This is a genomic window from Pseudarthrobacter sp. 01T43 (assembly GCF_056398665.1).
This window is the reverse complement of sequence record NZ_JBFTPV010000005.1, coordinates 95,769-121,243: the sequence shown is the minus strand read 5'-3', so window position 1 is coordinate 121,243 and position 25,475 is coordinate 95,769. Positions and strand designations below refer to the sequence as shown.

The 25,475-nt window shown below is 66.0% G+C and carries 28 protein-coding genes; 15 read left to right on the top strand and 13 right to left on the bottom strand.

Annotated features, from left to right (window positions below; translation table 11 throughout):
* Positions 1-7: 7 nt before the first annotated feature.
* Positions 8-685, top strand: coding sequence for an alpha/beta hydrolase family protein (locus AC1DIM_RS07680; RefSeq protein WP_477709906.1), 678 nt, complete (start codon positions 8-10; stop codon positions 683-685).
* Between the two features lie 8 nt (positions 686-693).
* On the opposite strand, the gene AC1DIM_RS07675 is transcribed toward AC1DIM_RS07680, so the two are convergent.
* Complete coding sequence (locus AC1DIM_RS07675) at positions 694-834, bottom strand: hypothetical protein (protein WP_477709905.1); 141 nt, start codon at positions 832-834, stop codon at positions 694-696.
* Between the two features lie 308 nt (positions 835-1,142).
* Here AC1DIM_RS07675 and AC1DIM_RS07670 point away from each other — a divergent pair, with 308 nt between their 5' ends.
* Positions 1,143-2,114, top strand: a complete 972-nt coding sequence (locus AC1DIM_RS07670) for an aldo/keto reductase (protein ID WP_477709904.1) — start codon at positions 1,143-1,145, stop codon at positions 2,112-2,114.
* 62 nt (positions 2,115-2,176) lie between these two features.
* Positions 2,177-3,031 carry a helix-turn-helix transcriptional regulator gene (locus AC1DIM_RS07665; protein WP_477709903.1) on the top strand — a complete coding sequence of 285 codons (855 nt, stop codon included), beginning with the start codon at positions 2,177-2,179 and terminating at the stop codon, positions 3,029-3,031.
* Positions 3,032-3,128: 97 nt separating this feature from the next.
* On the opposite strand, the gene hrpB is transcribed toward AC1DIM_RS07665, so the two are convergent.
* Entirely contained in the window at positions 3,129-5,801 is a 2,673-nt protein-coding gene (gene hrpB / locus AC1DIM_RS07660) for an ATP-dependent helicase HrpB (protein WP_477709929.1), read from the bottom strand.
* A 158-nt stretch (positions 5,802-5,959) separates the two neighbouring features.
* Here hrpB and AC1DIM_RS07655 point away from each other — a divergent pair, with 158 nt between their 5' ends.
* Complete coding sequence (locus AC1DIM_RS07655; RefSeq protein WP_477709902.1) at positions 5,960-6,220, top strand: hypothetical protein; 261 nt, start codon at positions 5,960-5,962, stop codon at positions 6,218-6,220.
* A gap of 24 nt (positions 6,221-6,244) precedes the next feature.
* On the opposite strand, the gene AC1DIM_RS07650 is transcribed toward AC1DIM_RS07655, so the two are convergent.
* From AC1DIM_RS07650 to AC1DIM_RS07640, 3 genes are all read right to left on the bottom strand, one after another.
* Positions 6,245-8,107, bottom strand: a complete 1,863-nt coding sequence (locus AC1DIM_RS07650; protein ID WP_477709901.1) for a gamma-glutamyltransferase family protein — start codon at positions 8,105-8,107, stop codon at positions 6,245-6,247.
* 101 nt (positions 8,108-8,208) lie between these two features.
* A complete protein-coding gene (locus AC1DIM_RS07645; protein WP_477709900.1) occupies positions 8,209-9,465 on the bottom strand; it encodes an MFS transporter in 1,257 nt (418 codons plus the stop codon).
* A gap of 14 nt (positions 9,466-9,479) precedes the next feature.
* Positions 9,480-11,636 carry an elongation factor G-like protein EF-G2 gene (locus AC1DIM_RS07640; RefSeq protein WP_477709899.1) on the bottom strand — a complete coding sequence of 719 codons (2,157 nt, stop codon included), beginning with the start codon at positions 11,634-11,636 and terminating at the stop codon, positions 9,480-9,482.
* 144 nt (positions 11,637-11,780) lie between these two features.
* Between AC1DIM_RS07640 and AC1DIM_RS07635 the strand changes: the two genes are divergently transcribed.
* Together AC1DIM_RS07635 and AC1DIM_RS07630 are read left to right on the top strand one after the other, a co-directional pair.
* Positions 11,781-12,362: a hypothetical protein gene (locus AC1DIM_RS07635; protein WP_477709898.1), complete on the top strand. Its 582-nt coding sequence runs from the start codon at positions 11,781-11,783 to the stop codon at positions 12,360-12,362.
* 110 nt (positions 12,363-12,472) lie between these two features.
* Entirely contained in the window at positions 12,473-12,757 is a 285-nt protein-coding gene (locus AC1DIM_RS07630) for a DUF1540 domain-containing protein (RefSeq protein ID WP_477709897.1), read from the top strand.
* A gap of 21 nt (positions 12,758-12,778) precedes the next feature.
* Here the strand turns inward: AC1DIM_RS07630 and AC1DIM_RS07625 are convergent, their stop codons facing one another.
* Together AC1DIM_RS07625 and AC1DIM_RS07620 are read right to left on the bottom strand one after the other, a co-directional pair.
* On the bottom strand, positions 12,779-13,717 hold the full coding sequence (locus AC1DIM_RS07625) for a 5'-3' exonuclease (protein WP_477709896.1): 939 nt from the start codon (positions 13,715-13,717) through the stop codon (positions 12,779-12,781).
* 79 nt (positions 13,718-13,796) lie between these two features.
* Positions 13,797-14,096: a putative quinol monooxygenase gene (locus tag AC1DIM_RS07620; RefSeq protein WP_477709895.1), complete on the bottom strand. Its 300-nt coding sequence runs from the start codon at positions 14,094-14,096 to the stop codon at positions 13,797-13,799.
* A gap of 180 nt (positions 14,097-14,276) precedes the next feature.
* Between AC1DIM_RS07620 and AC1DIM_RS07615 the strand changes: the two genes are divergently transcribed.
* Positions 14,277-15,131, top strand: coding sequence for an HAD-IIB family hydrolase (locus tag AC1DIM_RS07615; RefSeq protein WP_477709894.1), 855 nt, complete (start codon positions 14,277-14,279; stop codon positions 15,129-15,131).
* A gap of 504 nt (positions 15,132-15,635) precedes the next feature.
* On the opposite strand, the gene AC1DIM_RS07610 is transcribed toward AC1DIM_RS07615, so the two are convergent.
* From AC1DIM_RS07610 to AC1DIM_RS07600, 3 genes are all read right to left on the bottom strand, one after another.
* Positions 15,636-16,199, bottom strand: a complete 564-nt coding sequence (locus AC1DIM_RS07610; protein WP_477709893.1) for a dihydrofolate reductase family protein — start codon at positions 16,197-16,199, stop codon at positions 15,636-15,638.
* Between the two features lie 90 nt (positions 16,200-16,289).
* On the bottom strand, positions 16,290-16,670 hold the full coding sequence (locus AC1DIM_RS07605; protein WP_477709892.1) for a hypothetical protein: 381 nt from the start codon (positions 16,668-16,670) through the stop codon (positions 16,290-16,292).
* Between the two features lie 415 nt (positions 16,671-17,085).
* Positions 17,086-17,997: a helix-turn-helix transcriptional regulator gene (locus AC1DIM_RS07600; protein ID WP_477709891.1), complete on the bottom strand. Its 912-nt coding sequence runs from the start codon at positions 17,995-17,997 to the stop codon at positions 17,086-17,088.
* 181 nt (positions 17,998-18,178) lie between these two features.
* Here AC1DIM_RS07600 and AC1DIM_RS07595 point away from each other — a divergent pair, with 181 nt between their 5' ends.
* From AC1DIM_RS07595 to AC1DIM_RS07580, 4 genes are all read left to right on the top strand, one after another.
* A complete protein-coding gene (locus AC1DIM_RS07595) occupies positions 18,179-18,664 on the top strand; it encodes a (R)-mandelonitrile lyase (RefSeq protein ID WP_477709890.1) in 486 nt (161 codons plus the stop codon).
* Positions 18,665-18,690: 26 nt separating this feature from the next.
* On the top strand, positions 18,691-19,548 hold the full coding sequence (locus AC1DIM_RS07590; protein ID WP_477709889.1) for an aldo/keto reductase: 858 nt from the start codon (positions 18,691-18,693) through the stop codon (positions 19,546-19,548).
* A 144-nt stretch (positions 19,549-19,692) separates the two neighbouring features.
* Positions 19,693-20,028 (top strand): flavodoxin, encoded by a 336-nt coding sequence (locus AC1DIM_RS07585; protein ID WP_477709888.1) that lies wholly within the window; start codon positions 19,693-19,695, stop codon positions 20,026-20,028.
* 50 nt (positions 20,029-20,078) lie between these two features.
* Positions 20,079-20,399: a carboxymuconolactone decarboxylase family protein gene (locus AC1DIM_RS07580; RefSeq protein ID WP_477709887.1), complete on the top strand. Its 321-nt coding sequence runs from the start codon at positions 20,079-20,081 to the stop codon at positions 20,397-20,399.
* A 311-nt stretch (positions 20,400-20,710) separates the two neighbouring features.
* Here the strand turns inward: AC1DIM_RS07580 and AC1DIM_RS07575 are convergent, their stop codons facing one another.
* The 3 genes from AC1DIM_RS07575 to AC1DIM_RS07565 form a co-directional block, all read right to left on the bottom strand.
* Entirely contained in the window at positions 20,711-21,184 is a 474-nt protein-coding gene (locus AC1DIM_RS07575; protein WP_477709886.1) for a flavin reductase family protein, read from the bottom strand.
* A complete protein-coding gene (locus AC1DIM_RS07570) occupies positions 21,181-21,336 on the bottom strand; it encodes a hypothetical protein (RefSeq protein ID WP_477709885.1) in 156 nt (51 codons plus the stop codon). The genes AC1DIM_RS07575 and AC1DIM_RS07570 overlap by 4 nt, the downstream gene beginning before the upstream one ends.
* A gap of 191 nt (positions 21,337-21,527) precedes the next feature.
* Positions 21,528-22,070, bottom strand: a complete 543-nt coding sequence (locus AC1DIM_RS07565; protein ID WP_477709884.1) for a GNAT family N-acetyltransferase — start codon at positions 22,068-22,070, stop codon at positions 21,528-21,530.
* A 175-nt stretch (positions 22,071-22,245) separates the two neighbouring features.
* Between AC1DIM_RS07565 and AC1DIM_RS07560 the strand changes: the two genes are divergently transcribed.
* The 4 genes from AC1DIM_RS07560 (at position 22,246) to AC1DIM_RS07545 (ending at position 25,429) form a co-directional block, all read left to right on the top strand.
* The gene (locus AC1DIM_RS07560) at positions 22,246-22,578 is read left to right on the top strand and encodes a carboxymuconolactone decarboxylase family protein (protein ID WP_477709883.1); all 333 of its coding nucleotides are present in this window, start codon (positions 22,246-22,248) and stop codon (positions 22,576-22,578) included.
* A gap of 8 nt (positions 22,579-22,586) precedes the next feature.
* Positions 22,587-22,997 carry a (R)-mandelonitrile lyase gene (locus AC1DIM_RS07555; RefSeq protein WP_477709882.1) on the top strand — a complete coding sequence of 137 codons (411 nt, stop codon included), beginning with the start codon at positions 22,587-22,589 and terminating at the stop codon, positions 22,995-22,997.
* A gap of 66 nt (positions 22,998-23,063) precedes the next feature.
* Complete coding sequence (locus AC1DIM_RS07550; RefSeq protein ID WP_477709881.1) at positions 23,064-24,266, top strand: MFS transporter; 1,203 nt, start codon at positions 23,064-23,066, stop codon at positions 24,264-24,266.
* A gap of 95 nt (positions 24,267-24,361) precedes the next feature.
* Positions 24,362-25,429 (top strand): quercetin 2,3-dioxygenase, encoded by a 1,068-nt coding sequence (locus AC1DIM_RS07545; RefSeq protein ID WP_477709880.1) that lies wholly within the window; start codon positions 24,362-24,364, stop codon positions 25,427-25,429.
* Positions 25,430-25,475 lie beyond the last annotated feature (46 nt).

Below are 25,475 nucleotides of genomic sequence, written 5' to 3'. Positions count from 1 at the left end.
TGGACTTATGCCCGCAGTTGAAACCCCTATCACCATCCGCACCGGCGACCTTGAGGTCTCGGGGGTTTACGCCCGCCCGGAGCACCCCGTCGCCACGCTCGTCCTGGCACATGGGGCTGGCGCGGGCATGGAGCACCCCTTCATGAGCGGGTTCACCCGCGGGCTGAACGACGACGGCGTCGCGACTTTGCGCTTTAACTTCCCCTACCGCGAGGCGGGGCGCAGGTTCCMGGACCGCCCGCCGGCGGCGATCGCCACGTGGCGCGCTGCCATGGATGAAGCCGCACGGCAGGCGCAGTCCCACGGCGACACGGGCCCGGTCTGGGCCGCCGGTAAGTCTTTCGGCGGGCGGATGGCTTCCATGGCTGTCGCGGAGGGAATGTCCGCCGCCGGGCTCGTCTACCTCGGGTATCCGCTGCACCCACCGGGCAAGCCCGACAAGCTCCGCGACGAACACCTCTATGGCCTCACGCTGCCCATGCTGTTCCTGCAAGGTTCCCGAGACACCTTCGCTACGCGGGAGCTGCTGGAAGGTGTGGTGTCGCGGATCGGTCCGTCAGCGGTGCTGCAATGGATCGACGGCGGCGACCATTCCTTTGCCGTGGCGGGTAGGAAGCGAGACGCGGCCGAGATTGGCGCGTCCCTGGCGCCCGCGGTCGCGGAGTTCATGCGGACCCGCGGCTGAATTGCAGGTCAAGCCGCGTCCTCATGCCACCAGCCTTCCCAGGCCGTGGAAGTGAGCTGCCCGGTGGGGAACTCCTTCTCCCCGCTCCCGCCGGCGTGCTCGCTGCGTCCAGCATCAAACAGGAGGTTCAGGCTACTCAAAAGCAACATTGGGTGCATCCCTTCGTATGGTGACTGGACCTCAATGTCCAAGTAGGAACGAGCCTAAGTGCGGGATGTTTCAGGGGGTCGACGTAACGTTTCGGCCAGGTATCGGACATCTCACGCAGCACTCCCGGTCGACACTGAGTGCGCCGCCGTCAGCCGGTGTTGATTGCGTGATTCCGGGCCAGGATCCTGCCCTGCGCGGAGAAGGACCCGCTGTGACATGGTCTGACAGGTCCTGTTTCGCCGCTTCCGATTCTCGTAGCGTCGAAGAGACGATCCCGGCACACCAGCCAGAAAGAAGGACCCCTGTCATGGAATACACCCGACTCGGCAGCACAGGACTGAAGATCAGCAGGCTTGCCCTGGGCTGCATGAGCTACGGTGACCCCACCACGCCGAACGCGCACGCGTGGGCATTGACCGAAGAAAACGCCGGTTCATTTTTTCGCCAGGCTGTCGAACTGGGCATCACGTTCTGGGACACGGCCAACGTGTACCAGGCGGGTACGTCGGAGGAAATCGTAGGACGGGCCATCACCAATTATTCCCGGCGTGAAGACATCGTCCTCGCCACCAAGGTTCGTGGCAGGATGCACGACGGTCCTGGGGGCGAGGGCCTCTCCCGCAAGGCCATCCTGGAGCAGATCGACGCGTCACTGGGCCGCCTCGGCACGGACTACATCGACCTCTACCAGATCCACCGCTTCGACGACGGGACCCCGGTGGAGGAAACCATGGAAGTCCTCCACGACATCATCAAGGCCGGCAAAGTCCGGTACATCGGAGCTTCCTCGATGTATGGCTGGCAGTTCGCGAAGCTCCAGCACGCTGCCGACCTTGGTGGCTGGACCAGGTTCGTGTCCATGCAAAACCAATACAACCTGCTGCGCCGTCAGGATGAGCGCGAGCTGATGGCGATGTGTGCAGACATGGGCGTTGGCCTGGTGCCGTACTCGCCCAACGGCAAAGGCCGGCTCGCGCGGCCGGTGGGCGAACAGAGCGAGCGTTCCACCACGGACAAGGTAGTCCAGGCATTCGACAACGACTTCAACGAGCCCGTCATCAATGCCGTGCAGGCACTGGCCGGTGCCCGCGGCGTCACCATGGCCCAGATCGCCCTCGCCTGGGTGCTGCGCAACCCGAACGTCTCGGCCCCCATCGTCGGGGCGACCAAGCCCCACCACCTCCAGCAGGCCGTCGAGGCGCTGTCCCTGGAACTGAGCGATGAGGAAGTCAAAGTACTCGAGGCCCCGTACGTCAATCACGGTCCTGCCTGGTACTGACGGCCACCAGCCTGCTGACAGGTCCTGTCAGCACCCGCAGCGGCAGGCCTACCCTTGGAGCTATGGATTCCCGGTCCGAGATCAGCAACTTCCTCACCTCCCGACGCGCCAAGCTCACCCCTGAGAAGGCCGGTGTCCCGCTCTACAGCGGAGCCCGCCGGGTACCCGGCCTGCGCCGGGAAGAAGTCGCGCATCTGGCCGGTGTCAGCGCCGACTACTACGCCCGCCTCGAACGAGGCAAAATTTCCGGCGCGTCGCGCGAAGTCATCGAAGCAATCGCCCGCGCCCTGCAGCTCGACGAAGACGAACGCGATCACCTGCTCGACCTCGCCCGGATCACCCAACGGCGCGCCCCGCGCCGGAAGCCCTCCAACCGCACCACCGTCAGGCCAGGTATCCAGAGTGTCCTGGACTCCATCGACGCCCCCGCCTTCATACAGAACGGCCGGCTTGACCGCCTCGCATCCAACAGAATCGGCCGGGCACTCTACTCCCTGCCCGAGGACGGGTCCGGCGACCGTTTCAACTACGCGTACTACCTGTTCCTGGACTCACGCGCACCGCGGTTCCACCGCGATTTCGACACCGCCAAACACAACGTCGTCGCCCTCCTGCACGCCGCAACCGCCCGGGATCCCTATGACAAAGAGCTGATCGAGATCATCGGCACGCTCTCAACCCAAAGCGAAGAATTCCGGTCACTGTGGGCCTCCCATGACGTCTTCCGTTACCGGTCCGGGCAGAAGATGCTCACCCACTCGGCCGTCGGCGACCTCGAATTCGGCTACGAATCATTCGAACTCTCCACCGACCCAGGCCTCGTCATGCTCGTCTACACCGTGGAACCCGGCTCCACGACCGCCGACGCCATGCGGATACTCGCCAGCTGGACCGCCCCGACCCTCCACTCCCACTAAAGGGCGCCGAAGTGGGCCACATTGACTGTGGCCAAACCCCGAAACGGCCCCATACCCGGCGTGTCCGCGTCAAAGTGCCCCGGTTCGGTTACAGAAGTCACATCCGGGCCTTGGTCCGTGCGGTTGCCTGCGCTGTCCACGGATCCTCCGGCCAGGGGTGCCGCGGATAGCGGCCCCGCATCTCGGCCCTCACCTGCGCATACGGCCCCGCCCAAAAGGACGCTAAGTCATCCGTCACCGCCAGCGGCCGCCTCGCCGGCGACAACAAATGGAACAGGACCGGCACCCTGCCCTCCACCAGGCGCGGGGTCTCGGCCCAGCCAAAGCACTCCTGCAGCTTGACCGCCACAACCGGCCGGCCGCCGTCGTCCGGCCCGCCGGCTGCACCCGAAACCGCATTCTCCGGCACGTCGGGGTAGTCGATCCGTACCATCGATCCGCTGGGCACCTTCAGCGCTTCCGGGGCCAGCTCGCCCAGGCGGACGGCCTCCGGCCATGGCAGCAACCGCCGGAGGGGGTCGGTGAGGTCAATGCCGCTGGCGGCAGCGCCGCCAGCCATCTTCTCGAGCTCGGGCCCCAGCCACGTGTCGAGCACTGCGAGCAGCGCCCGCTCGGAAACGTCGGGCCACGGCGCGCCGAGTTCGCGGTGCAGGAGGGCAAGCCGGCGGCGCAAAGCGTCTGCCGCCGTCGACCATCCGATGATTCCCAGCCCCTCCTCGGACAGCGCACGGGCCACGGCAGCCCGCCCCTCGGCGGGCGAGGGCCGGACAGGGGTGGAGGACAGGCTGATGGCTCCGAGCCGCCGTTCCCGGCGGCCCGTGACCCGGCCCTGGCTGAACGTTGCTTCGACGGTTTCGGCGAGTAAGTGCCCGGCGGCCGCCTGCGCCAGATCCGCCGTCAGCGGAGCGGCGGAGCGTATCAGCGCACCCGTCCCGGCGGCGTCCCGGCCCGCGGCGCGCGACACTTCCGCCACGGCCAGCCATTCGTACCCGGACAGCGGGCTGCCTGCCGGCAGTCCCGCGCGGGTACCGGAGGACAGCAGGTAGCGCGCCGGACCCTCCCCGGACACCCGCCGCGCCACCCGGTCCGGGTACGCCAGCGCGACGACGACGCCCAGTGATTCGGCGGAGGTCACCGGAGCAGTGATAACAGAAGGGCCGACGGCGGCGCTTTCCTTCCGTGCGATTGTTTCCAGCCGCCGGACGTCCTCCGTCCAGCGCCGGGCGGAAGGCTCCCTGCCGGCGCGGAGGGTGGACAGGAGGGCGGTGAGATCCGCACCCGGGGCCCGTTGGTCCCCCGCAACGAGTGCCACTATTTGAGCCGCCGCGTGATGGCCCACGGCCACGGCACCGTCAAGGAGCGCGCGGGCCAGCCTGGGATCGGCCGGTACCTTGGCCAACGTCCTGCCCAGGCCCGTGGGGTGCCCGTCGGCGGCAACGGCACCTAGTTCCCTCAGCACTTCGATGGCCTCCGCCATGGCCGCCGCCGGCGGCGCATCCGGAAGTGCCAGGCCGTGGCCACCGGGCGATCCCCAGCAGGCCAGGGTCAGTGCGGCACCCGTCAGGTCTGCGACGTTGATTTCCGGGGTCACGTGCGCCGGAGCAGCACCGTAGCTTTTTTGGTCGTAGCAGCGCACTACGCGCCCCGGTCCCTGCCGCGCGGCCCGGCCCGCCCGCTGCTCTGCCGAGGCCCGGGAGCAGGAGACGGTCACCAGTCCGGACATGCCCCGGTTGGCGTCCCGGCGCGGTTCGCGGGTCAGGCCCGAATCGATCACCAGCCGCACGCCGGGAACCGTCAACGAGGATTCGGCCAGGTCGGTGGAGACAATGATTCGCGCCGGACCACCCTGGCGGCGACCGGACACGGCCCGGTCCTGTTCGGCCGGGCTGACCTGGCCGTGGAGCTCCAGCACTTCGGTCCCGGGGGCGGCCCTGCCGCGGAGGCGGGCCGCAACGTACGAAACTTCCCAGGCTCCGGGGACGAACACCAACGCATCGGTACCAGGGTCCCGTGACAGTCCGGCGGCGTGTGCGTCCGCCGCCGTGTCCGCCACATGGTCCAGGAAGCCGCGCGCAACGCCGCGGCCATCCAGCCGCGGGACGGCCGCAGGAGCCCATTGAACCTCCAGCGGGTACAGGGCGGACGGGCAGTCGACGACGGCAGCCCGCCCGCCGCCGTCGTGCCCTGCGGCCCCGGCCCCGTCTCCTCCAAGCCCGGACCCTCCGATCAGTGCGGCGAAGCGGGGCGCGTCCAGCGTGGCGGACATGGCCACCAGGGTGAGATCGCCGCGGAGCTGGCGGACCTCGCTGAGCATGCCCAGCAGCAGGTCCGTCTCGAGGCCGCGTTCGTGCACCTCGTCCAGGATGACAGCGCCGGTGGTCTCCAACCCGGGATCGTCCAGGAGCCGGCGCAGCAGGATACCGGGAGTGACGAACTCCACCAGGGTCCTAGGCCCGGCCTTGCGTTCGCCGCGGACCGTGTACCCGACCCGGTCCCCCACCGGCGAGCCGTCGAGGGCGGCCAAGCGCCGGGCGGCCGCGCGGGCGGCAACGCGCCGCGGCTGGGTGACCACCACGTGCAAGGCCCCGTGGGTGGACACGGCCCCGTGCGTGGATGCGAGGTTGGCGAGCAGCGGCGGGACCAGCGTGGTTTTGCCCGTACCCGGAGGGGCCTGCACCACCGCCGTCCCTGCCGGCCCGCCCAAGCGCAGCACCTCATCCAGCTCCGCAAGCGAAGCCGCGAAAGCCAGGCCGGTGCCGATCGTTTCCATGTCAAAAGGGCCGGGTATGGGGGTGGGCACCGCGCCAGCGCCGGGCCTGCTCGATGAAGTCACCCGTCCATTGTCCCCGCTATCCCTGGATCCACGTGAGCGCGGGCATGGGCGGATACGTCAGACTGGAAGTCATCCATCATGAAAGCAGGACCCCCTTGATCCACCTCCAGCAGGACTCCGAAGGCTTCATCCGCATGAAGAAGCACTTTCCAGCCAGCACTCCCGTGACCGTCACCTTCAGCGACGGCTCACACGAACAGTTCAAGGGCAGCAGGCTCAACGAGATCTACGATGAGGCCTTGACGGTGTACCGGGCGCAGAACCAGCTTGATGCCAAGGGCTTTTCGCGCGGGCCGAAGAAGAAAGTGCAGGCCGGAATCGAGTTTGTTGCTGTCCGTCCGGGGATGGGGCAATAGCGCCGCACGGGCCGGTTCCCCGCTTCAGGGCGCCGGTCTGACCACCATCGCCGAACCCCCGCCACGCCTGGCAGGTTCGGCCGCGGCCACCATGCGCCCGTGCCGGCCGAACTCGATGGCCGTGGCGGCGCCGATCTCAGCTGCAGAGGTGAACGCGTCACCGGCCGGCACCAAATTGTGAAGGTACGGTGCCAAGGCGCTTCCATAGGCACTGATGAACCCTGGCTCGGCCGTGACATTGGCGGTGTTCCGCTGCGATGCGCGCGGAGCAGCGATTGCCTCGGACACGCTCATGCCCAGATCCACACGGTTGAGGATCGTCTGCAGGACGGTGGTGATGATCGTAGAGCCGCCGGGCGAGCCGAGTGCGAGGAAAGGCTTTTCGTCCTTGAGGATGATGGTGGGCGAGATCGAGGACCGGGGCCGTTTGCCGGGCTCCACCCGGTTCGGGTCCTCCGGGTTCGTGGAGTCGTAAGAGAAGTCCGTCAGCTCGTTGTTCAGCAGGAATCCGCGGCCCGGAACCACGATCCCGGAACCGCCGGTCTGCTCGATGGTGAGGGTGTACTCCACCACGTTGCCCCACTTGTCGGCGACCGTCAGATTGGTGGTGGAGACATTTTCGGTGTCCGTCTCGCGGGCAGCGGCTGCGGGCGTAACCTGGCAGGCGCCGTCGTAGGTTGACGCGTCCCCCGCTGCAACCGGCTTCTTGGCCGCTGTTACGGGGTTGATGCTGCAGGACCGCTCCTTGCCGAACAGCGGGTCGGTGAGAGCACCGGTAGGGACGTCAACAAATGCCGGATCCCCGACGTACTGGCCACGGTCCGCGAAAGCCAGCGCGGATGCTTCGAGGTAATGGTGCAGCGCCGCCGGCGTCGACATTTCGCCCAGGTTGAACGGCTCCAGGATGTTCAGCGCCTCACCGACAGTGGTGCCGCCGCTGCTGGAAGGCGCCATGCCGTACACGTCGTAGCCACGGTACTCAACATGCGTGGGGTCCTGGTCCAGCGTCCGGTAGGAGGCGAGATCCGCCGTCGTCAGGTAGCCGGGAAAAGCCGGAATGCTGGTCGCCGGGGCGGTGGCAGGCGGCACCCAGGCGGGGTCCTTCGGCGGAGCCTGCACCGTGGCCGCCATCTCTTCGGCCAGGGGGCCGGAGTAGAAGGCGTCAGTTCCCTGCTTCGCGATGAGGCGGTACGTGGCGGCGAGGTCGGGATTGCGGAAAATGCTTCCGACGGCGGGAGCGTCGCCACCGGGCAGGTAGAGGCTCTTGGTGGGGGTGAATGCCGAGAACCTGACCTTGTTGTCGAGGGTCTGCTGGCGGAACGTGTCATCCACGACGAAGCCATCCTGGGCCACATGGATAGCAGGTTGGAGGGCGTCACCGAGCTTCAGGGTTCCCCACCGTTTCAAGGCCCTTTCCCACGTGGCGAGCGAGCCGGGGACCCCCACGGAGACACCGCTGGAGACCAGCTCGGCAAAGGAATAGGGCTTCTTCGTGGCGGCATTGATAAACGCATCGGTCGGCATGGTCGCAGGCGCTGTCTCGCGGCCGTCGATGGTATTTACCTCCCCGGTCTTCGCATCGAAGAACACAAAGTAGCCGCCACCGCCAATCCCGGCGCTGTACGGCTCGGTCACGCCCAGGGTGGCGGCCGCAGCCACTGCCGCATCCGCTGCGTTGCCGCCGTGGCGAAGAACCTCGATGGCGGCCGCGGACGCGTCCAGGTCAACGGTGCTCACAGCTCCGCCGTACCCGGTGGCAGTTGAGGCCTTATCAGCGTGCCGAGGGTCCGCGGAGGCGGGGGCGCCAACCGCGCCAACCGCGCCAGCCGTCAAGCTCATGGCCAAAACTGCCGTGACGGCAGCCACTTGACGTCGCAAAGTAGGCATGATGCTCCCTTGTCAGAGTCTCGCGAAGTGTGTGGTTTGCGTCACACTACTCCCCCGCATTGTCACTCTCAAGGTCAAATGAAAGCCGTCCAGCCCCGGCGTCAGAGGGAAGTTTCGGTGGCCGCGGTTGCAGTGTCTGCCGGCGAGCGCCGCCGGCGGCTTGCCAGCAGGAACGGCACTGCGAACAGCTCGATCGCACCGCTTATGGCCAGCGACAAAGCGTAGCCGTACACGTCTGCCGCACGGCCCATCAGCGGCTGCACCACGATTCCACCGCTGGATCCCATCAGGGAATCGAAGCTCAGCACTGTTGCCCGCTGCCTGGAGGAAATCATGTCGTTGAGGTAGGCCTGGCGCACCGGGGTGGCCGCTGCGGTAACCAGTGCCCAGAGGGTCAGCAGCAGCAATGCCACCCAAAACAGCCGGGTGAATCCCAAGGCCATCAGTATCAGCCCGCCCAGGGCGCTGGTCGCCACCAGGACAGTGGTCCTCTTGCGGACCAGCCGCCGAAGCGTCGGCGCCAGCCAGCCGCCCACCACCTGGGCGCCGGCAACAATGGCTGCAGCGAGGCCCGCAATGGAGTAGGCCCGCGGGTCGCCGAAGAGTTCAAGGAGGAAGGGCTGCAGTGCGTAGAAGACGTAAATGCCGACGCCGGCGCTGAAGGGCGCTGCGAGCATGATGTACCGGATGGGTGGGTTCTTGAGCCCGCCGTCGATGGATGCGGTCAGCACTGCCCTGGTTGCCTGCAGCGGATGCGGGGAGCGTTCCGGTGTGAACCCCACATCATGCATCAGCAGAAAGGCCACCGCAAACATCGCCAGGAGCACCCCGACGCGCATCAGGAACGGCACGCCCAGGTTGGTGACCTGGGCAACCACGCCGCCGGCTGCCGAGCCCACCAGCATTGCGATGCCCGACACCATCTGTCCCCGCCCGAGGACGGTCTCCAGATCCCCCTCGTATGCCGAGAAATGCAGGGCGTCGACGAGCCAGGCTTCAACCGTTCCGGAGAAGAACGTGAAGCCCAGTCCCAGCAGCACAGACACCACCGCCCACGCCCAGAACGGAGCGGAGAGCTGCCACAGGAGATAGTAAAGGTACGTTGCTGCCGCCAGCGTCACCGTGCCGAGGAGGAACGACGCCCGGCGCCCCCAGCCGTCTGCGACCACCCCGGTGGGTACTTCGAACAGCACCATGCCGGCGGTGAAGAACGCGTTCGCCGTGAAGGCTTCAAGGTTGGTGAGCCCGGCGTCCAACAGGAAGAGCGTATTGATGCCCCAGATGAACGAGGCCGCCAGCGTGTTGCCCAACGTCAGGGTGAGGTAGATGCGTTGGATCTTGCGGGCGGCGGCGTTCACGACGGGCCCCCTCGTCAGGTGCTGGGTACCGGCTCATGCCTCAGGTAGCGGCGGCGGAACCGCCCTGTCCCGGCAGTCAGCGCCCGCAACTCGACGGCATAGCGCAGGAGTTCCTGGTCCGGGACGTCAGCGCTGATTTCGGTCAGCTCGCCCTCTGCCGAGGCTGTACCGGTCAACCGGCCACGGCGTCCGGAGAGATCGCTCATGACCGCCCCGACATGCTCATCCGAAACGGTGATGCTGACCGAGGAGACGGGCTCGAGAAGCTGGATGCGCCCCGCCGCCGCCGCTTCCCGCAGCGCCAGGGCACCGGCGGCCTGGAACGCGGCATCGGACGAGTCAACGCTGTGGGCCTTGCCGCCCAGCAGGGTCACGCGCAGGTCCACCACCGGGAAGCCGGCGGCCAGCCCTTTTTGCATCTGGGCCCGCACGCCCTTCTCTACAGAGGAGATAAACGTTCCGGGGATCACCCCGCCCACCGTCTTGTCCACAAATTCAAACCCGCCGCCCCGCGCCAGGGGTTCCACGTTGATATCGCAGACTGCGTATTGCCCGTGGCCGCCGGACTGTTTGACGTGCCGCCCGTGGCCCGAGGCCGGGCCGGCAAAAGTTTCCCTCAGTGGCGTCACCACGTCCAGGGTGTGCAGCTTCACCCCCTGCTCACGCAGCCTGTCCAGCACCACGTCGGCATGTGCCTCGCCCATGCACCAGAGAATCAGCTGGTGCGTTTCCGCGTTCCGTTCCACCCGGAGCGTCGGATCCCCTGCGGCAACTTTCGCCAGGCTCCGCGACAGGGCATCCTCGTCGCTGCGCGAGTCCGCCTCGACGGCCACCGGCATGAGCGGCTCCGGCATCTCCCAGGTGGACAGCAGCACCGGCTGGTCCCTGGCGGAAATAGTATCGCCGGTCTCGGCACTCCCCAGCTTGGCCACTGCACAGATATCGCCTGCAACGCACTGTGCCACGGGCCGGAGATTGGCACCCAGCGGTGAATACAGGTGGGTGACGCGCTCGTCCGTGTCATGATCCTGGTGGCCGCGGTCCGCCAGCCCGTGGCCGGCCACATGAACCGGGGTGTCCTCCCGCAGGGTGCCCGAAAACACCCGGACCAGGCAAACGCGGCCCAGGAAAGGATCCACCGTGGTACGGACAACCTCCGCGGCCAGGGGCCCGTCGGGATCACAGGAAAGGCCTCCCGCTGGAGCGCCGGCCAGGTCAGTCACGTCCGGCAGTTCCCGCTCCAGGGGTGAGGGGAACGCCCGGGCCAGGACTTCCATCAGCTCGGAAGCTCCCAGTCCGGTCACCGCCGAGGTGGGCAGGACGGGAAAAAATGAACCGCGGGCGACAGCGGTTTCCAGGTCCGTGACCAGAACGTCAGTATCGATGTCCTCGCCACCGAGGTAGCGGTCCATCAGGGTCTCGTCCTCGCTTTCGGCGATGATCCCTTCGATGAGTTGGCCCCGTGCCGCCTCGGCTCCGGCGAGTTCGCCGGGGCCGGCGTCCCGTGCCTGCCCTCCGGGTTCTCCATCGGGGTAATCGGAGACGGTCCCCTGCAGCAGTCCGAGCAGCCCGGTGATCTCACCGCCGGTCCGGACCGGGACGTAGAGCGGCACCACCGCATCGCCGAACGCCTGCTGGCAGGCGGCCAGGACGCCGTCGTAATCCGCCCGGGGGTGGTCCACCCTGGTGATCGCTACAGCGCGCGGCATCCCCACGCGATCGCATTCGCCCCACAACGCCGTGGTGGTGGCATCAATGCCGTCCACGGCTGAAACTACAAACAGGGCCGCATCCGCAGCGCGCAGGCCCGCCCGTAACTCGCCGATGAAGTCCGGGTACCCGGGTGTATCCAGCACGTTCACTTTGATGCCGTTGATGAGCAGCGGCACCACGGCCAGCCCCACCGAACGCTGCTGCCGGACGGCTGAGGAGTCCGAGTCGCCGACGGTGGTTCCCTCCGCGATGGACCCCTTCCGTGAAATCATGCCGTGGGCTGCCAGCAAAGCCTCGATGAGCATGGTCTTCCCGGCACCCGAATGCCCGATGAGCGCCACGTTCCGCACGTGGGCCGGCCCGTCCGCCTCAATGCCTGCCGCTGCGTCACCCCGCCGCGCCTCCGGCCCGCCCCGGCCCGGCAGCCGTGCTGCGTCCTTTGCGCCCTTCACTGACATGGGAACCTCCTGGCGTCGTGCCGTCCACCGGGCCGAATCGTGTCCTTTGATTCGACACCCTTGCGCCCTGAACGGCAATAGGTCCCCCCGTGGAGAGGGTTCCCCGCCGGAGGATAATGGCACTGGAGGCCTGAGGAGGTCAGCATGCAAGCGCCGCCCCGCATCACCGTGGAGGTTCCTGTCCTGGAGATCGGTGCCAGCCCCTCGGACTACGAGTTACTGGGTAACTTCGTCCAGGCCCTCCGCAGGCCGCAGGGACTGCACCTGACCCTGCTGCATGTGGGCATCCTCGACGACTTCGCCCAGGACATTGAGGACTGGACCAAGGGCATCACCCCTGCCGTGGATGCGATCCGGGCGACTGTGCGCTGGCTGCATTCCCTGCCTGAGCTGGAAGGCTTCAGCGGAACCTCGGACCGGCTGATCGTGCTGGGCGGCGGCAGGATTTCCGGGCTCGAAGTGCACGTTCCACAGCACGTGCATGATTACCAGGTTTCCCTGGTGGAGGGCCTCCGGGACCTACTGGACGGACTCCTGGTGGACAATGTGGACGACTTCATCCTCGGCTCACGGGCCCTCGGCTTCAGGTATCCGCATTGGGTGCCCCACGTCGCCGTCGGGCGGCCGCCGCGGCGGGAACGCGGGCCGTGGAACATTCCGCCGGTCGCCGTGGCCTGCGGGCCGTCCCGGATCAGGAACGGCCAGTTCCTCCCGGCTGCTCGTTAGGTCACATGACGAATTAGGTCACACGACTGGGTCTTTTTGAACGTGTTCCGCAGCGTTACCGTGGGCGGAGGGAGCCGCCCGTCCGGGCAGCCCGTACACGGAGGATTCCCATGACAACCCACGTCGCAGACTGCAGTGTTTCCAACTGTTCCTTCAACGACCACACCCACTGCAACGCCGCCGCGATCACGGTGGGCGGGGCTGAAGACCACGCTTCCTGCGCCACGTTCATCGATACAGGCGTGCACGGCGGCCTGCCGAAGGTTCTGGCCGACGTTGGTGCCTGCCAGCGCGGCGAGTGCGTCCATAACGACCACCTGATGTGCAAGGCACCGGAAGTCCATGTGGGCCCCGGCCGCGACAACGCGGATTGCCTCACCTACTCGCACCCGTAGACCGCGCACGCGTAGGCGCCGTCACTGGCGAAGGTCGAGGGCGGCGAGGAGCCGGGTGATCGAGCCGCCCAGGTTCCATTCACCGGCGAGGCGCTCCAGTTCCGTCCGCGATTCCCCGGCGACGGGCTGCAGTTGCGCGCCTGCCTGTTCCAGTGACGGCAGCGCGAGATCACGCGCCACGTTCACCACAGTTGGTGCGACCTTGAGGTAATCGCTGGCCGCGCCAAGCTTGGACCGCACAGAGGCGGACAGCCCGCTCCCCGAGTCCGTCGCCGCCGCAAGCAGCCTGTCGAGCGTGCCGTATTCGCCAAGCAGGGCCGCCGCCGTCTTCTCGCCGATGCCTGCAACACCCGGCAGCCCGTCCGAGGCGTCGCCGCGAAGGGTCGCATAGTCGGCATACTGTTTGGGCAGCACCCGGTATTTGCCGAGCACGACGGCGTCGGTCAGGACTTCGAGGTTGCGCATGCCGCGCGCGGTGTAGATGACCCGCACCTGGCGGTCGTCGTCGACGAGCTGGAAGAGGTCACGGTCGCCCGTCACCACGTCGACGGGAAGGTCAGCCGCGCTGGCGTAGGTGCCCACCACGTCGTCGGCCTCGTGGTCCGCAGCCCCGACCACCGCGATGCCGGCAAGCTCCAGGACCCGGCGGATCATGGGAAGCTGTGCTTCAAGAGCGTCCGGGACCACTTCAAGATCAGGGGCGTTGGCCACCACCCCCGCGACCCGGTGGGCCTTGTAGGACGGGATAAGGTCCACGCGCCACTGCGGACGCCAGTCATCGTCCCAGCACGCCACCAGATGCGTCGCCCGGTAATCGGTGGTGAGCCGCGCAATCATGTCCAGGAGGCCACGCACCGCGTTGACCGGCGTGCCGTCAGGGCGGCGGATGGTATCGGGCAGGCCGTAGAAGGCGCGGAAGTACAGGGACGCGGTGTCGAGCAGCATCAGGCGTTGGGACATACCTGATCCTGACACGGACGCCGCTCACAGAGACAGAGGCCCGCCACACCGCCGGAACGGCAGAGAAAAGGACCCAGGCTTATTCGGTGGCTTCGAAGGTTTGGATGGTGCGGCGTTCCAACCGAGGGATGATCTGGGCGGCACCGATGCTCTGGACATGGTCGTAGTCGCGGTGGGCGGTAAATCCGGCGGCGTCCGTGTAGCGCTCCAGGATCACGATCTGGGTGGGGTCCTCTACGCTCTGGAAGAACTCGTAGGACAGGTTCGCCTCTTCCGCTCGGGTGGCTGCAGCCATCTCGCCCAGCAGCCGGAGGACGGTTTCCGTTTCCGCAGGCTTAACCGTGTAGCGGACAACTACCTGGAAGTATGACTGTGCCATCTCAGCATTCCTTGCTCTTGGGTATTGCGGCCGGGTTGGAATCGGCGGCCACATCATCGTAGCCCGCTGGTTGGCCTTCCAGGCGGAAGGACGACGGCGGGTGTCTAGCCCTGCGGCGGCGACGGACAGACGGCGCATCAGTCTTCGGTGCCTCGTGCCGCCCCTGTAGAATCCGGGATCATGAGCTCCAAGCCAGTCACCTCCACAGCAACCGTCCGCGCCATCTTCCTTGATGTCGACGGCACCTATGCGGACTACGGGGTTGTCCCGGACGGCCATGTGCGGGCGGTCCGTGCCGCGCGGTTGGCCGGACACAAGGTCCTGCTCTGTACCGGACGTCCGGTGTCCATGCTGCCGCAGAGCATTCTCGCCGCCGGCTTTGACGGTTTGGTGGCAAGTGCCGGTGCGTACGCCGAGGTGGATGGCGAGATCCTGCTGGACCGGCGGTTCCCTGCCGAGCTGGCAGCCAGGACGGTGGCTGTGCTCGATGGCCACGAAGCCGTCTACATTCTTGAAGCCCAGGATTCGCTGCACGTTGCCCCGGAGGCGGAGCCGCGGCTCCGCGCCATCATCGAAGAACACTTCCGCCGCGCGCCGGACGGACATTCGACAGGCTCCTCGGCCATCCTGGGCTCCGTTCGCGCCACCTCAGACCGCGCAGCTACTGCCTTCGCCAAAATCTCGGTGTTCGAGGCCCCGGTCCCCATGGAGCGTATAGCCCGGGAAATCGGCGTAGGCATCGCTGTGGTGGCCAATTCGATCGCCAACGAGGGGCGGCACGCGGGCGAGCTGTACCAGCGCGGCATCAGCAAGGCCGACGGCGTGGCGGCCGTCATTGCCCACTTGGGCATCGAACAGGAAAACACCATTGCCGCGGGCGACGGCCAGAACGACCTGGAAATGATCGCGTTTGCGGGTGTGGGCATCGCCATCGAGGGGTCCTCGCCCGAACTCCTCGCCCTGGCTGACCGTGTTGCCGCGCCGCCGCACCGCGAAGGACTGGTTGCCGCGTTTACTGACCTGGGCCTCATCTGAGGACAGTGGCGTTGACCGGCCGGCCGCACGCGCGGCACGTGTCAGGTGAGGGCCGGCTTCCTACTCGGGATGGCGCCGATCAGCTGGCGCGTGTACCCGTGTGTCGGGTTTCCCAGCACCTCCGCCGTACTGCCGATCTCCACCAGCCTCCCGGCGCCTCGCTGAGCGGTGAGCAGGTGGGACCTGACGTAGGCTTGCGGTGCCCTTTTTGGCAATGGAATCTTCGGGGGAAGAATTATGGATATTGTCTTGGGTGCCGTGTTTGCGGCAATTTTCTTTTAGGTTCTTTATGGGGTCATCCGGGCTGCGACGCGGGACGGGATCATTGCGGCCCGGCAAAGCTGGAAGGCTGACGCAAGCATCACCACAGCCATGGCGGCTCCTCTTCCCTTTCCTCCTGATCGCACAGCGGATCGTTCAATGGCGGTACCTGCGCGCGCTGCGGTGACCGCCGGTTGAGACCACTGGCGCAGGAGTCCTCCTCGCTCGCGGGAGGGCTCCTGCTTAGCGCTTCGTCTCGTACCTGGTCAGGACCGCGCCGCCGGGAAACGTCCGCGTCTCCACGAGGCTCAGGTTCACCCAGCTGTCCAGCGAGGTGAAGAACGGGGTACCGCCGCCCACCAGGACCGGATGGGTGACCAGCGCGTATTCGTCGATCAGTCCCGCCCACATGGCCGCCCCCGCGAGGGTTGCGCCGCCGACGCTCATCGGGCCGCCGTCCCCGGCCTTGAGCCGGGTGATCTCGGCGATCGCGTCGCCGGTGACCAGGCGCGCGTTCCAGCCGACCTTGTCGATCGTCGAGGAGAACACCACTTTCGGCGTGTCCCGCCAGTTCTGCCCGAACTCGATCTGCGCCTGGCTGGCGTTGGGCTGCTGGCCGCCGGTCGGCCAGTAGGAGCTCATGGTCTGCCAGAGCTTGCGGCCGTACAGCGTCAAGCTGCTGGCCTGCTCCTGGTCGAGCCACCACTGGAACAGTTCGTCGCTCGACGTGCTCCAGCCGATGTCGTCGCCAGCCGCGGCGATGTAGCCATCCAAGGTCAGATTCATGCCGTAAATCAGTTTCCGCATGGCGTCAGCCTTCCGTCTCGTAGTGGTCGATGGGCGTAGCATTCGGTCTGCGCTTCAATTGAATTGCCCGCTGAAGGATCCCCGGGTTGGTCACGCCGGTGGACCCTTTGGGACCGGACCGCCCGGCTCCGCCGTGCCGTCAAGGAACCGGCCAGCTCGATGGAAGTCCCGGACGACAGATATCTCCCCGACCACCAAGAGAGCCACGCCGGCTGCATAGATCCAGGTGAGGAACCCGGCTCCGCGCAGGACCTGGGACATGACTTGGGCCATGAAGATGAGTGGGAGCACGGGCACCCACATGAGCTGTGTGGCGAGATTTTTTCGGAGTTGCACGGCCGCGGCCCGCGAAACGACAAGGTGGTCGCCATCAACGCGTGTCCTCCCGAGAATCTGGCGCCGGATGTCCTTGCGCTCTTCGTCCTCCAGCGACAGCAGGACATCAATCCTGCCCGTCTCCGCTGCAGGCACGATTTTCTTCGCGTTGTAAACGGGGCCGCCAATCGCGCAACCCAGCACCGCAAGGAAAAATCCGACCACCAAAAAGGACGGCCAGTCCGCCGGTCGGCCTCCGAATGCCAATATCCCGAGAACGGTCCCCGCCGTGACAAGGACGACAACCCCGGCCGGGAAACAGAGGGAATAGTAGGTCTTCAGCGCACCGCCCAGACCATGATCTGCAATGCCCTGTGCCCGTCGCGTGGCGGTGGCCCAACGGTCGTCGGACCGGGGCATAAGATCGTCAATTCCGCCCATCGTCCGCTTCCCCTGTGAGCACGAGTAGTGGGGCAAGGACCCGGTGGTTCTCCGCCAGCGCCACTGAACCTGATGCTCACATCCTGAACTATCGGCACCCAGAAGCCAACAGGCAGGGAGACGTACCCGACTATTCCTGCAAGCTGGCTGGAAGCGGTGCTGCGGATATTGTGCGCTCGTTCGCTGCTGGGACAAGTGGGGTGCCCGTGGTGCTCCAGCTGGCGAGGAAGGCCAGTTGTTCTTCCGCTTGGCTACCGGGTTCGGCCGTGTAGGCGATCAGGGTCATGCCTTCACCGGGCAGCTCCAGAGCGTCCCCTGTGAGTTCGATTTCGCCAACCAGGGGGTTTCGCATCTTTTTGCGGGCTGACCGGTGGAAGCGCACATTGTGGCGGGCCCAGCGCGTGGAAAATTCCGTGCTCCCTGCGGCGAGGTCCCCGATCAGGCCATTCAAGTAGCGGTCCCGGGGACGGCGTCCTGACTCCACCCGGAGAGCGGCTGCAAAATCATCGGCGATGGTCTCCCACTCGACGAAGAAGTCCTTGGAACGGGAATCCAGGAATATGAACCGGGCAAGATTCAACGGCAGGGTCGCCGGGCCAAGAATGCCGGTATAGAGTGCGAAACAGAGGCTGTTGGCGGCAACAATATCCATCTTGGCGTTCCTGACGTACGCCGGAGTGCCGGTCATTCCGGAGAGGATCCGTCCAATGCTGGGACGGACCTCATCCCGTGGAGTGCGTCCGCCCGACGGCCGGGGTGGAGTGGCTGCTTTAGCCAGGTCCAGCAAGTGGGATCGTTCGGCCTCGTCCAGCTGAAGGGCACGGGCCAGCGAGTCCAGGACGGACTCGGAGACTCCCCGTAGGTTCCCGCGTTCAAGGCGCGCATAGTATTCCGTGCTGACGCCCGTCAGCATGGCTACTTCCTCGCGTTTGAGCCCCGTGACCCGTCGTGTCCCGCTGTAGGCGGTCAGGCCGGCCTGGGCCGGCTTGATGCGCGCCCGCCGCGTCATGAGGAACTCGCGGACGTCTTTGTTGTTGTCCATGGCTCAAGGCTACGTGGGGCCAAGTCCGTCTAACAGGAACTGCCAGTACACCGCACAGCAGGCACTCCCGCGCATGGGAAAGGGCTGGTTTGCTTGAAGAAGCCGGCTCGCTCGGCGTCGCGATGTTCGGTGCCGTCCTCGCAAGGGGAGGGTTCATGGACGGGCTGCGCACCAGCCTCGGTTGGCCCGCCGTCATTCTCATCATTCTCGTCATATCCTCCCTGACGCTGCGCCACGGACAAAGGAGAACGAGCCTGTCAAGCTCATCAACCCCGCCCCAACGGTCAAAGCACCCCGGGAAAGATTCACCGGCGATGCCTACCTCAGCCCTCTCCACACCGGCGAGGCACCATCGCAACTGACGGCCTCCCTGGTGCACTTCACACCCGGTGCCCGCACCAACTGGCATTGCCACCCCCTCGGACAGACCCTGCACTGCACCGGGGGCGCCGGCCTCGTGGTGACACGGGACGGCACCGTGATCTTCATGCGCCCCGGGGACACAGTCCACACCCCGCCAGGTGAAGAACACTGGCACGGAGCAACATCGGAGAGCATGATGTGCCACCTGTCCGTAGTCGAACGCCTCAACGGGGAAAGCGCCACCTGGCTTGAACCCGTCCAGGACGCCGACTACCAAACCGCACATAACCGTCAAACCAACTGATAACCACACCAACGCAAAGGAAAAACATGCACAACGTGACCCTTAACAACGGCGTGGAGATGCCGATCCTCGGCTTCGGCGTCTTCCAGATCCCGGACGATGAAACCCAAGCCGCGGTCGAAGCCGCAATCGCAGCCGGCTACCGTCATCTGGACACGGCAGCGTCCTACGGCAACGAAGAGGCCGTCGGCGCCGCGATCAAGGCAAGTGGCGTGGCACGCGAGGATCTCTTCGTCACCACCAAGCTCTGGATCCAGCACGCCCCCACCGGCAACGTCCAGGACGACAGCAAACGCGCCTTCGAAAACTCCCTAACCCGCCTCGGCCTGGACTATGTGGACCTGTACCTGATCCACCAACCCCTCGGCGACTACTACAGCGAATGGCGGGCCATGCAGGACATCAACAAAGAAGGCCGCGCCCGTGCCATCGGCGTCTCCAACTTCCACCCGGACCGTCTCGTGGACCTCATCGACCACAACGAGATCGTCCCCGCCGTGAACCAAATTGAAACCCACCCCTTCCACCAGCGGGCAGAGGACCAGGCACTCATGATCGAACGAGGCGTGCAGATCGAGTCTTGGGGCCCCTTCGCCGAAGGCAAGAACGGCCTCTTCACGAACGAAACCCTCGCCGCGATCGGAAAATCCCACGGCAAATCCGTCGCCCATGTGGTGCTCCGCTGGCTCATCCAGCGCAACGTCGTGGTGATCCCCAAATCCGTCCGACCCGAGCGGATGGCGCAAAACCTCGACGTCTTCGACTTCATCCTGACAGACGAACAAATGGGCGCCATCTCAGGCTTGGATACCGGCGACAGCCAGTTCTTCGACCACCGCGACCCGGCCATGGTGAGCTGGCTGGGCGGACGCCGGTACAACTGATCCGTCGAGGAGCAAACACACATGCCTTCGCAAGAACCGACTTCGCAGAACCCACCAGCCCGCCAAGACCATGGCCGCGTGCTACTGGCATACTTCTCACGAGCCGGCGAGAACTACCACTACGGAGGCCGGACTGACCTGACAGTGGGCAACACTGAAGTGCTTGCCGGGATGATCAAGGACCGCTTCAACTGCGAGATCCACCAGTACGACACCGTTCTGCTGGCCAGCGGCATATGGAACGTCCGCCCACCCATGATCATGACCACGTTTGCCGAGAGCTACGACTTCACCGGCAAAACAATTCACCCAATCACCACCCACGCCATGAGCGGGCTCGGCAACACCGAAAGTGGCTACGCCAAGTTTTGTCCCGGCGGGTTCATCGGCCAAGGATTGGCGGTGAAGGGCGAGGAAGTCAGGGATGCCGGTCCGAGCATCGACTCCTGGCTGCAACGCACCAGACTCGTCGAAAAATAGCACCCTGACATACCCGCTCCTGCCGACCCAACCAAACGGAAGGACCAGCCATGAACGAACCAACCCCAACCCGCGCCCAGCAACTCATCGGTGACTTCGCCCCCAAACTCGTCGACCTCACCGATAACGTGCTCTTCGGAGACGTGTGGGAGCGTGCCGAATTGTCCCCGCGGGACCGCAGCCTGGTCACCGTCGCCAGTTTGGTCACCAGCGGCAGCACCGAACAGCTCCGTGGCCACCTCGTTCGGGCCAAGGACAATGGCCTGACGGAAACGGAACTCAAAGAAGCCATCATTCATCTGGCCTTCTACGCAGGATGGCCTAAAGCGATGTCCGCCATCACGGTAGCCAAGGAAATCTTCACTCACTGAAGCCAACAAGGCGGGGGGTTCGCGGAGCCTGAAGCATCTGAGGGTACAGTCAGGTCCCTCCTGCGTACCCCGTGTACCGGTGTGCGAGCGGGCCCGCGGCCCGGCATGGGATTCCGTTCACTCCCGTCGGTGCGGGACCTGCCCTGGCGGACGTTCCGACGGCGGCAGCCGGTACCCCGGTCAGCTTCTGGCAGTGGTGGTAGACGGCAGGATCGCTGCGGCAGTTGCGGTTGGATCCGGTCAGGAGGACCATGCGCCTGCCAGCCCGGCATATTGGGCGGCGGCATCGCCAGGCGTGGGCGCTTCGTCTGTCAGTGCGTAATGGAAGACCCTATGCGCGTACTTCCTTCAGGACAGGGTGGTCGCGCCGGCGCGGGCGGTCGGGAGCTAGCCGCCTCCACGAGCCCGACTTGGCCGGCGTCATGCGACGCTGTCCAGCAATTCGGCCCGGGACGGCACGCCTTCGAAGTAGCCGCCCTTAAGAAGAGCAGCGGCTCGGCGCCTTCCCGCGCGCCAAGAGCGTGCGCGTCAGCCACCACAATGGTGTGGTCGCCGCCGTCGTACTCCTCGTGAAGCCCGCAGTCCACCCAGGCGAGCGCCTGGTCCAGGACCGGATTGCCCAGCGGCGAGGCGGAGTAATCCACGCCGGCAAACTTGTCCGTTCCGGAACGGGCAAACTGGCCGGCCAGTTGCTGGTGCTCTACCGGCAGGATGTTCACCGTGAAGCGTCCCGCGCTGCGCAACAACGGCCAGGTACTGGAGCTGCGGGCGGGGCTGAAGGTCACCAGTGCCGGGTCAGCGAAAGGGAGGAGAAGGATTGGCAGGTGAACCCGGCCGGACCGTTGTCAGTTGCTGCGGTAATTACGGTCAGCCCGGACGCAAAGTGGCCCAGGACGTGACGCAGACGCTGTGGAGTGAGATCAAAATGTTCCGTCATGTTCTTCCTTTCAAAGCCGATACGTCCAACCAACCAGCCGCCCCCACCCCTTTCAACCGGAGGTGAAATGCGCCGACGTGCGGCGCAACGTGGCTTCACGGCCCGAAGCACGGGGTAACGAAACGGCTCCTCCACGTGGGGCTGACCTGCGCCGTAGCCCTCTTCGGGTCCCAGCGAACAGTGAATGGGCTTCAGTCGTGCAGGACCACCTGGTAGAGGTTGTGGTCTTGCCACTGTCCCGCAATCCGCAAGTACCGCGGGGCCATACCAATGTGCTGGAAGCCTGCCTTCTGCAGCACCCGCTGCGAGCCAACGTTGTGCAGCAGCGTGCTCGCCTCGATGCGGTGCAGCCCGAGTTCGTCGCGTGCTATTGCGACGATCCTCTGTACTGCAGCAGACGCCAGCCCGCGGCCTGCATGGTCGACGTCGACCCAGTACCCCAGCCCCGCGCTCTGGAACGGGCCGCGAGCGATGCCGGCAAGGTTGAACCGGCCCACGAGTGTGTCACCGGCAAACAGGCCGAAGGGACACCCCTCCCCGGCTTTATGCGCAGCGCGGCGGTTGGCGGTGTCGGCACGCTGCCAGGTCTCGGTGTAGTACTCCTCGGGCCGCACTGGCTCCCAGCGGGAGAGGTAGACCCGGTTGCGCACATATGCGGCGGCGAGCGCGGGCGCATCACTCAGGCGCAGTACACGCATGCTGACGCTCTGGCTAAGTTGGTGCGATTCAATCATCGGTAAACATTAGTCCAAATCGCCCGGTTCCAATCGGGCCGGTCGATCAGCGAACGCCTACCGAGACAGGCCCTGCCAGTGCTACCTACAGCAGTGACTCCCTCACGCCTTTGAATTCCTGTTGACTGGAACGCAGCCCGACACGAACCACTTCCAAGCCGAGAGAAGGAACATCATGGCTGAACAACCCAAGCAGCTCGGCGGCGGCCGAAAGATGTTCGGCGACTTCGCCCCGAAGCTGGCCGAGCTCACCGACGACGTGCTGTTCGAGGACGTATGGAATCGGCCGGAACTCTCCGCACGGGACCGCAGCCTCATCACGGTGGCCGTACTCACCGCCGGCGGGAACACCGACCAGCTGGGATTCCACCTCGGCCGCGCCATCGAAAACGGCGTAACCCAAGAGGAGCTCATCGAAGCCATCACCCACGTCACGCTCTACGCCGGCTGGCCCAAGGGCATGGGCGCGATGGGCGTCGCCAAACAGCTCTTCACAGACACCAAGTAAGGAACATCATGAATATCGAACCCACCGTTCCCACCTCGAAAAACCCCGCGGCCCAGTTCGCCGGCGACGTGTGGCTCGACCCGATCGCACTGCCTCACGAGAAGGACCAGTCCATGGTCGTCGCGACCGTCCGGTTCGCTCCCGGCGCCCGCACCGCCTGGCACTCCCACGAGCACGGCCAGTACCTTCGGGTCACCCAGGGCGTCGGACGCTTCGGCGGCCGGGACGGCACCATCATCGAGGTCCACCCCGGCCAGACGCTCTACACCCCGCCAGGCGAGGAGCACTGGCACGCCGCCGCCCCCGGCTGCTTCATGGAGCACATCGCCATGCTGCAGAACGGCGAGGACCCCGCCAAGACCACCACGTGGCGCGAGCACATCACCGACGACGACTACAACGGCACAGTCCAGGCGTAGCCCGGACCTCACCCCGGCGACGGGCCCGGAACCTCCATGTTCCGGGTCTGTCACATCAGGAAGCACATGAGCACGCACTCCACCCACCTGACCGCGACCCGTGTGAAATCGCGCGGCTTCGTCGCCCCGACGGTCTCGTTTGTCGCGGTCTTCGCCGCCGGCGCCACACCCATCCCGCTCTACGACACGTATCGGACCGTCAACGGCCTGACCAACGACGAATTCTCACTGGTCGCCGTCGCCTACTTCGCCTGCGCTGTCTTCGCCCTGCTTGTCCTCGGCCGGCTCTCCAACCACCACGGACGCCGCCCGGTCTCCATCGCCGCGCTGCTCATCGCCGTGGCCGGCTGCCTCACACTGATCTTCGTGCACAGCTTCCTCCCGCTGCTCATCGGCCGCTCCCTCCAAGGACTCGCCGCCGGTCTGGCTTCCAGCGCGATCGGCGCCTACGCCGTCGACACCGCACCGCAGCGGCCCCGGTGGCTTGTCTCGACCGTCACCACCGCTGCCGCCACCGTGGGACTCGCCGTCGGCGTCTTCATCTCCGGAGCGCTCGTCGAATTGGCACCGGCCCCACGCGAGCTGACCTTCCTGGTGTTCGCCACCCTCCTGCTCGGTTGCGCGGTCGCCCTGGCGACCCGGCCCGAGACGGTGGTCCGCAGCCGCGGCGCCTGGTCATCACTGATCCCCCAGCTCGCCGTCCCCCGGGCGTCCCGCCGCTACCTGCCCCTCGCCTCCGGCATCTTCGTCGCCACGTGGGCATTTGGCGGTTACTTCACCTCGTTCGGCCCTTCCATCGCGGCCGATGACCTCGGCTCCCACAGCCCACTCATCGCAGCCGCCGTCTTCGCCTCCTATATGGCTCCGGGTTTCTTGGGCGGTTTCATCGCCGGACGCTTCACGCCGGCGGCCGCGCAGCGCGTCGGGATGACGCTGGTCGCTGCAGCCGGTCTCGGCCTCACGTTTGCCAGCACGGCCGGAATCCTTGGCTTGTTCATCGGCGCGGGCGTCGCCGGCGGCATCGGAATGGGCATCGCCACCGCCGGCAGTATGAACACCCTCCTGCCCGAAGCGCTCCCGGGGCAGCGCGCCGGCCTGCTCTCGGTCATCTACGCCATCTCCTACACGGGCTCCGCGCTTCCAAGCCTGATCGCCGGCCAGGCAAGCAGAACCATCAGCCTTCCGACCATCACCGCCAGCTACACCATCCTTGCCGTCATCGTCTGGATCAGCACATTGGTTGCCGCCCGTAACCCGGGCAGCGGATAGCTTTCAACCAATGAAAATCCGTCTCCTTTCAGCCGGCGATATCGGGGATGCTTTTTCGAGACCCCCATTCGGGCGAAACAGGAAAGAAGGAACCGATGTCCCTCAGCGTTGAGGAAATGAACCAGCAGCTACCGGTATCCAATGCCTTGCCGGGCGAGGCAGTGCCCTACTACATGGCCTCAGGGGAAGGCGCCCGCTACGAGATCAACGGCCAACTCGTGACGGTGATTGCCCGCGCGGCGGACACGGGCGGGATCTTCAGCGCCGCCTACATCTCCGGCGGCATGGGGGCGGAATCACCGTTCGTCAGCCACCAGGTGGAGCACAAAACCCTTTATGTCTTTGACGGCATCCTGCACGTCTGGCTGCCCGGTGAGAGCCGTATCCTCACGCCCGGCGACTCCGTAGTCATTCCACCGGGAACGCCCCACGCCTACCGGATGGCCAGCCATTACACACGCTTCCTGAACTGGATGACCCCCGGCGGCGGGGAGGCCTACTACGAGCGCGTGGGCACTCCCATCGACTCCCACGTCCCGCCCGTCCGCGCCGGCCACGCGGTCAGCTTCCAGAAACAGGCCGCAGTTGGCGCCGAGTTCGGCCTCACCTTCCCGGACGTTGAGCGGGTCACCCCCACGTTCAAGCACGACGCCGGCCTGCCGCCCACGCAGAGCCCGTACTTCCTCAGTGCCCACGAAGGCGAGCGCCTGGTCAGCTACCAGACGATGTTCACCTACCTGTCCCGGCCGGCGAACACCGGAGCCAACTACTTTGCGGTGCACACCAAGGGCGCCAAGACGCCCTACATCCCGCTGCACTTCCACAGCCAGCACACCGAGAACTTCCTCGTCACCGAAGGCCGGATGTGGCTGTACGCCAACGGCCGCGAAATGCTGCTGACCAAGGGCGACTTTGTCCACGCCCCGGCCGGCACCATCCACTCGTTCGCCCTGGACTCGCACAACACGCAGATGCTGGGGTTCCTGACACCGTCGGTCTTCAACGGGTTCTTTGAGTACTTCAACCAGCCCACCGAGGACCACATGTACGCCGAAGGCGGCACACCATACATGGATATGGAAGGCTTCGGCCGGGCGCAGGCGGAGATGGACCTCACCGTTGTTGGTCCGCCCCCACAGCGGCGTGCGGCCCTGGATATCTGAGCTACGGGCATGAATGCCCGGATCCCTGTGGGGGTCCGGGCATTCC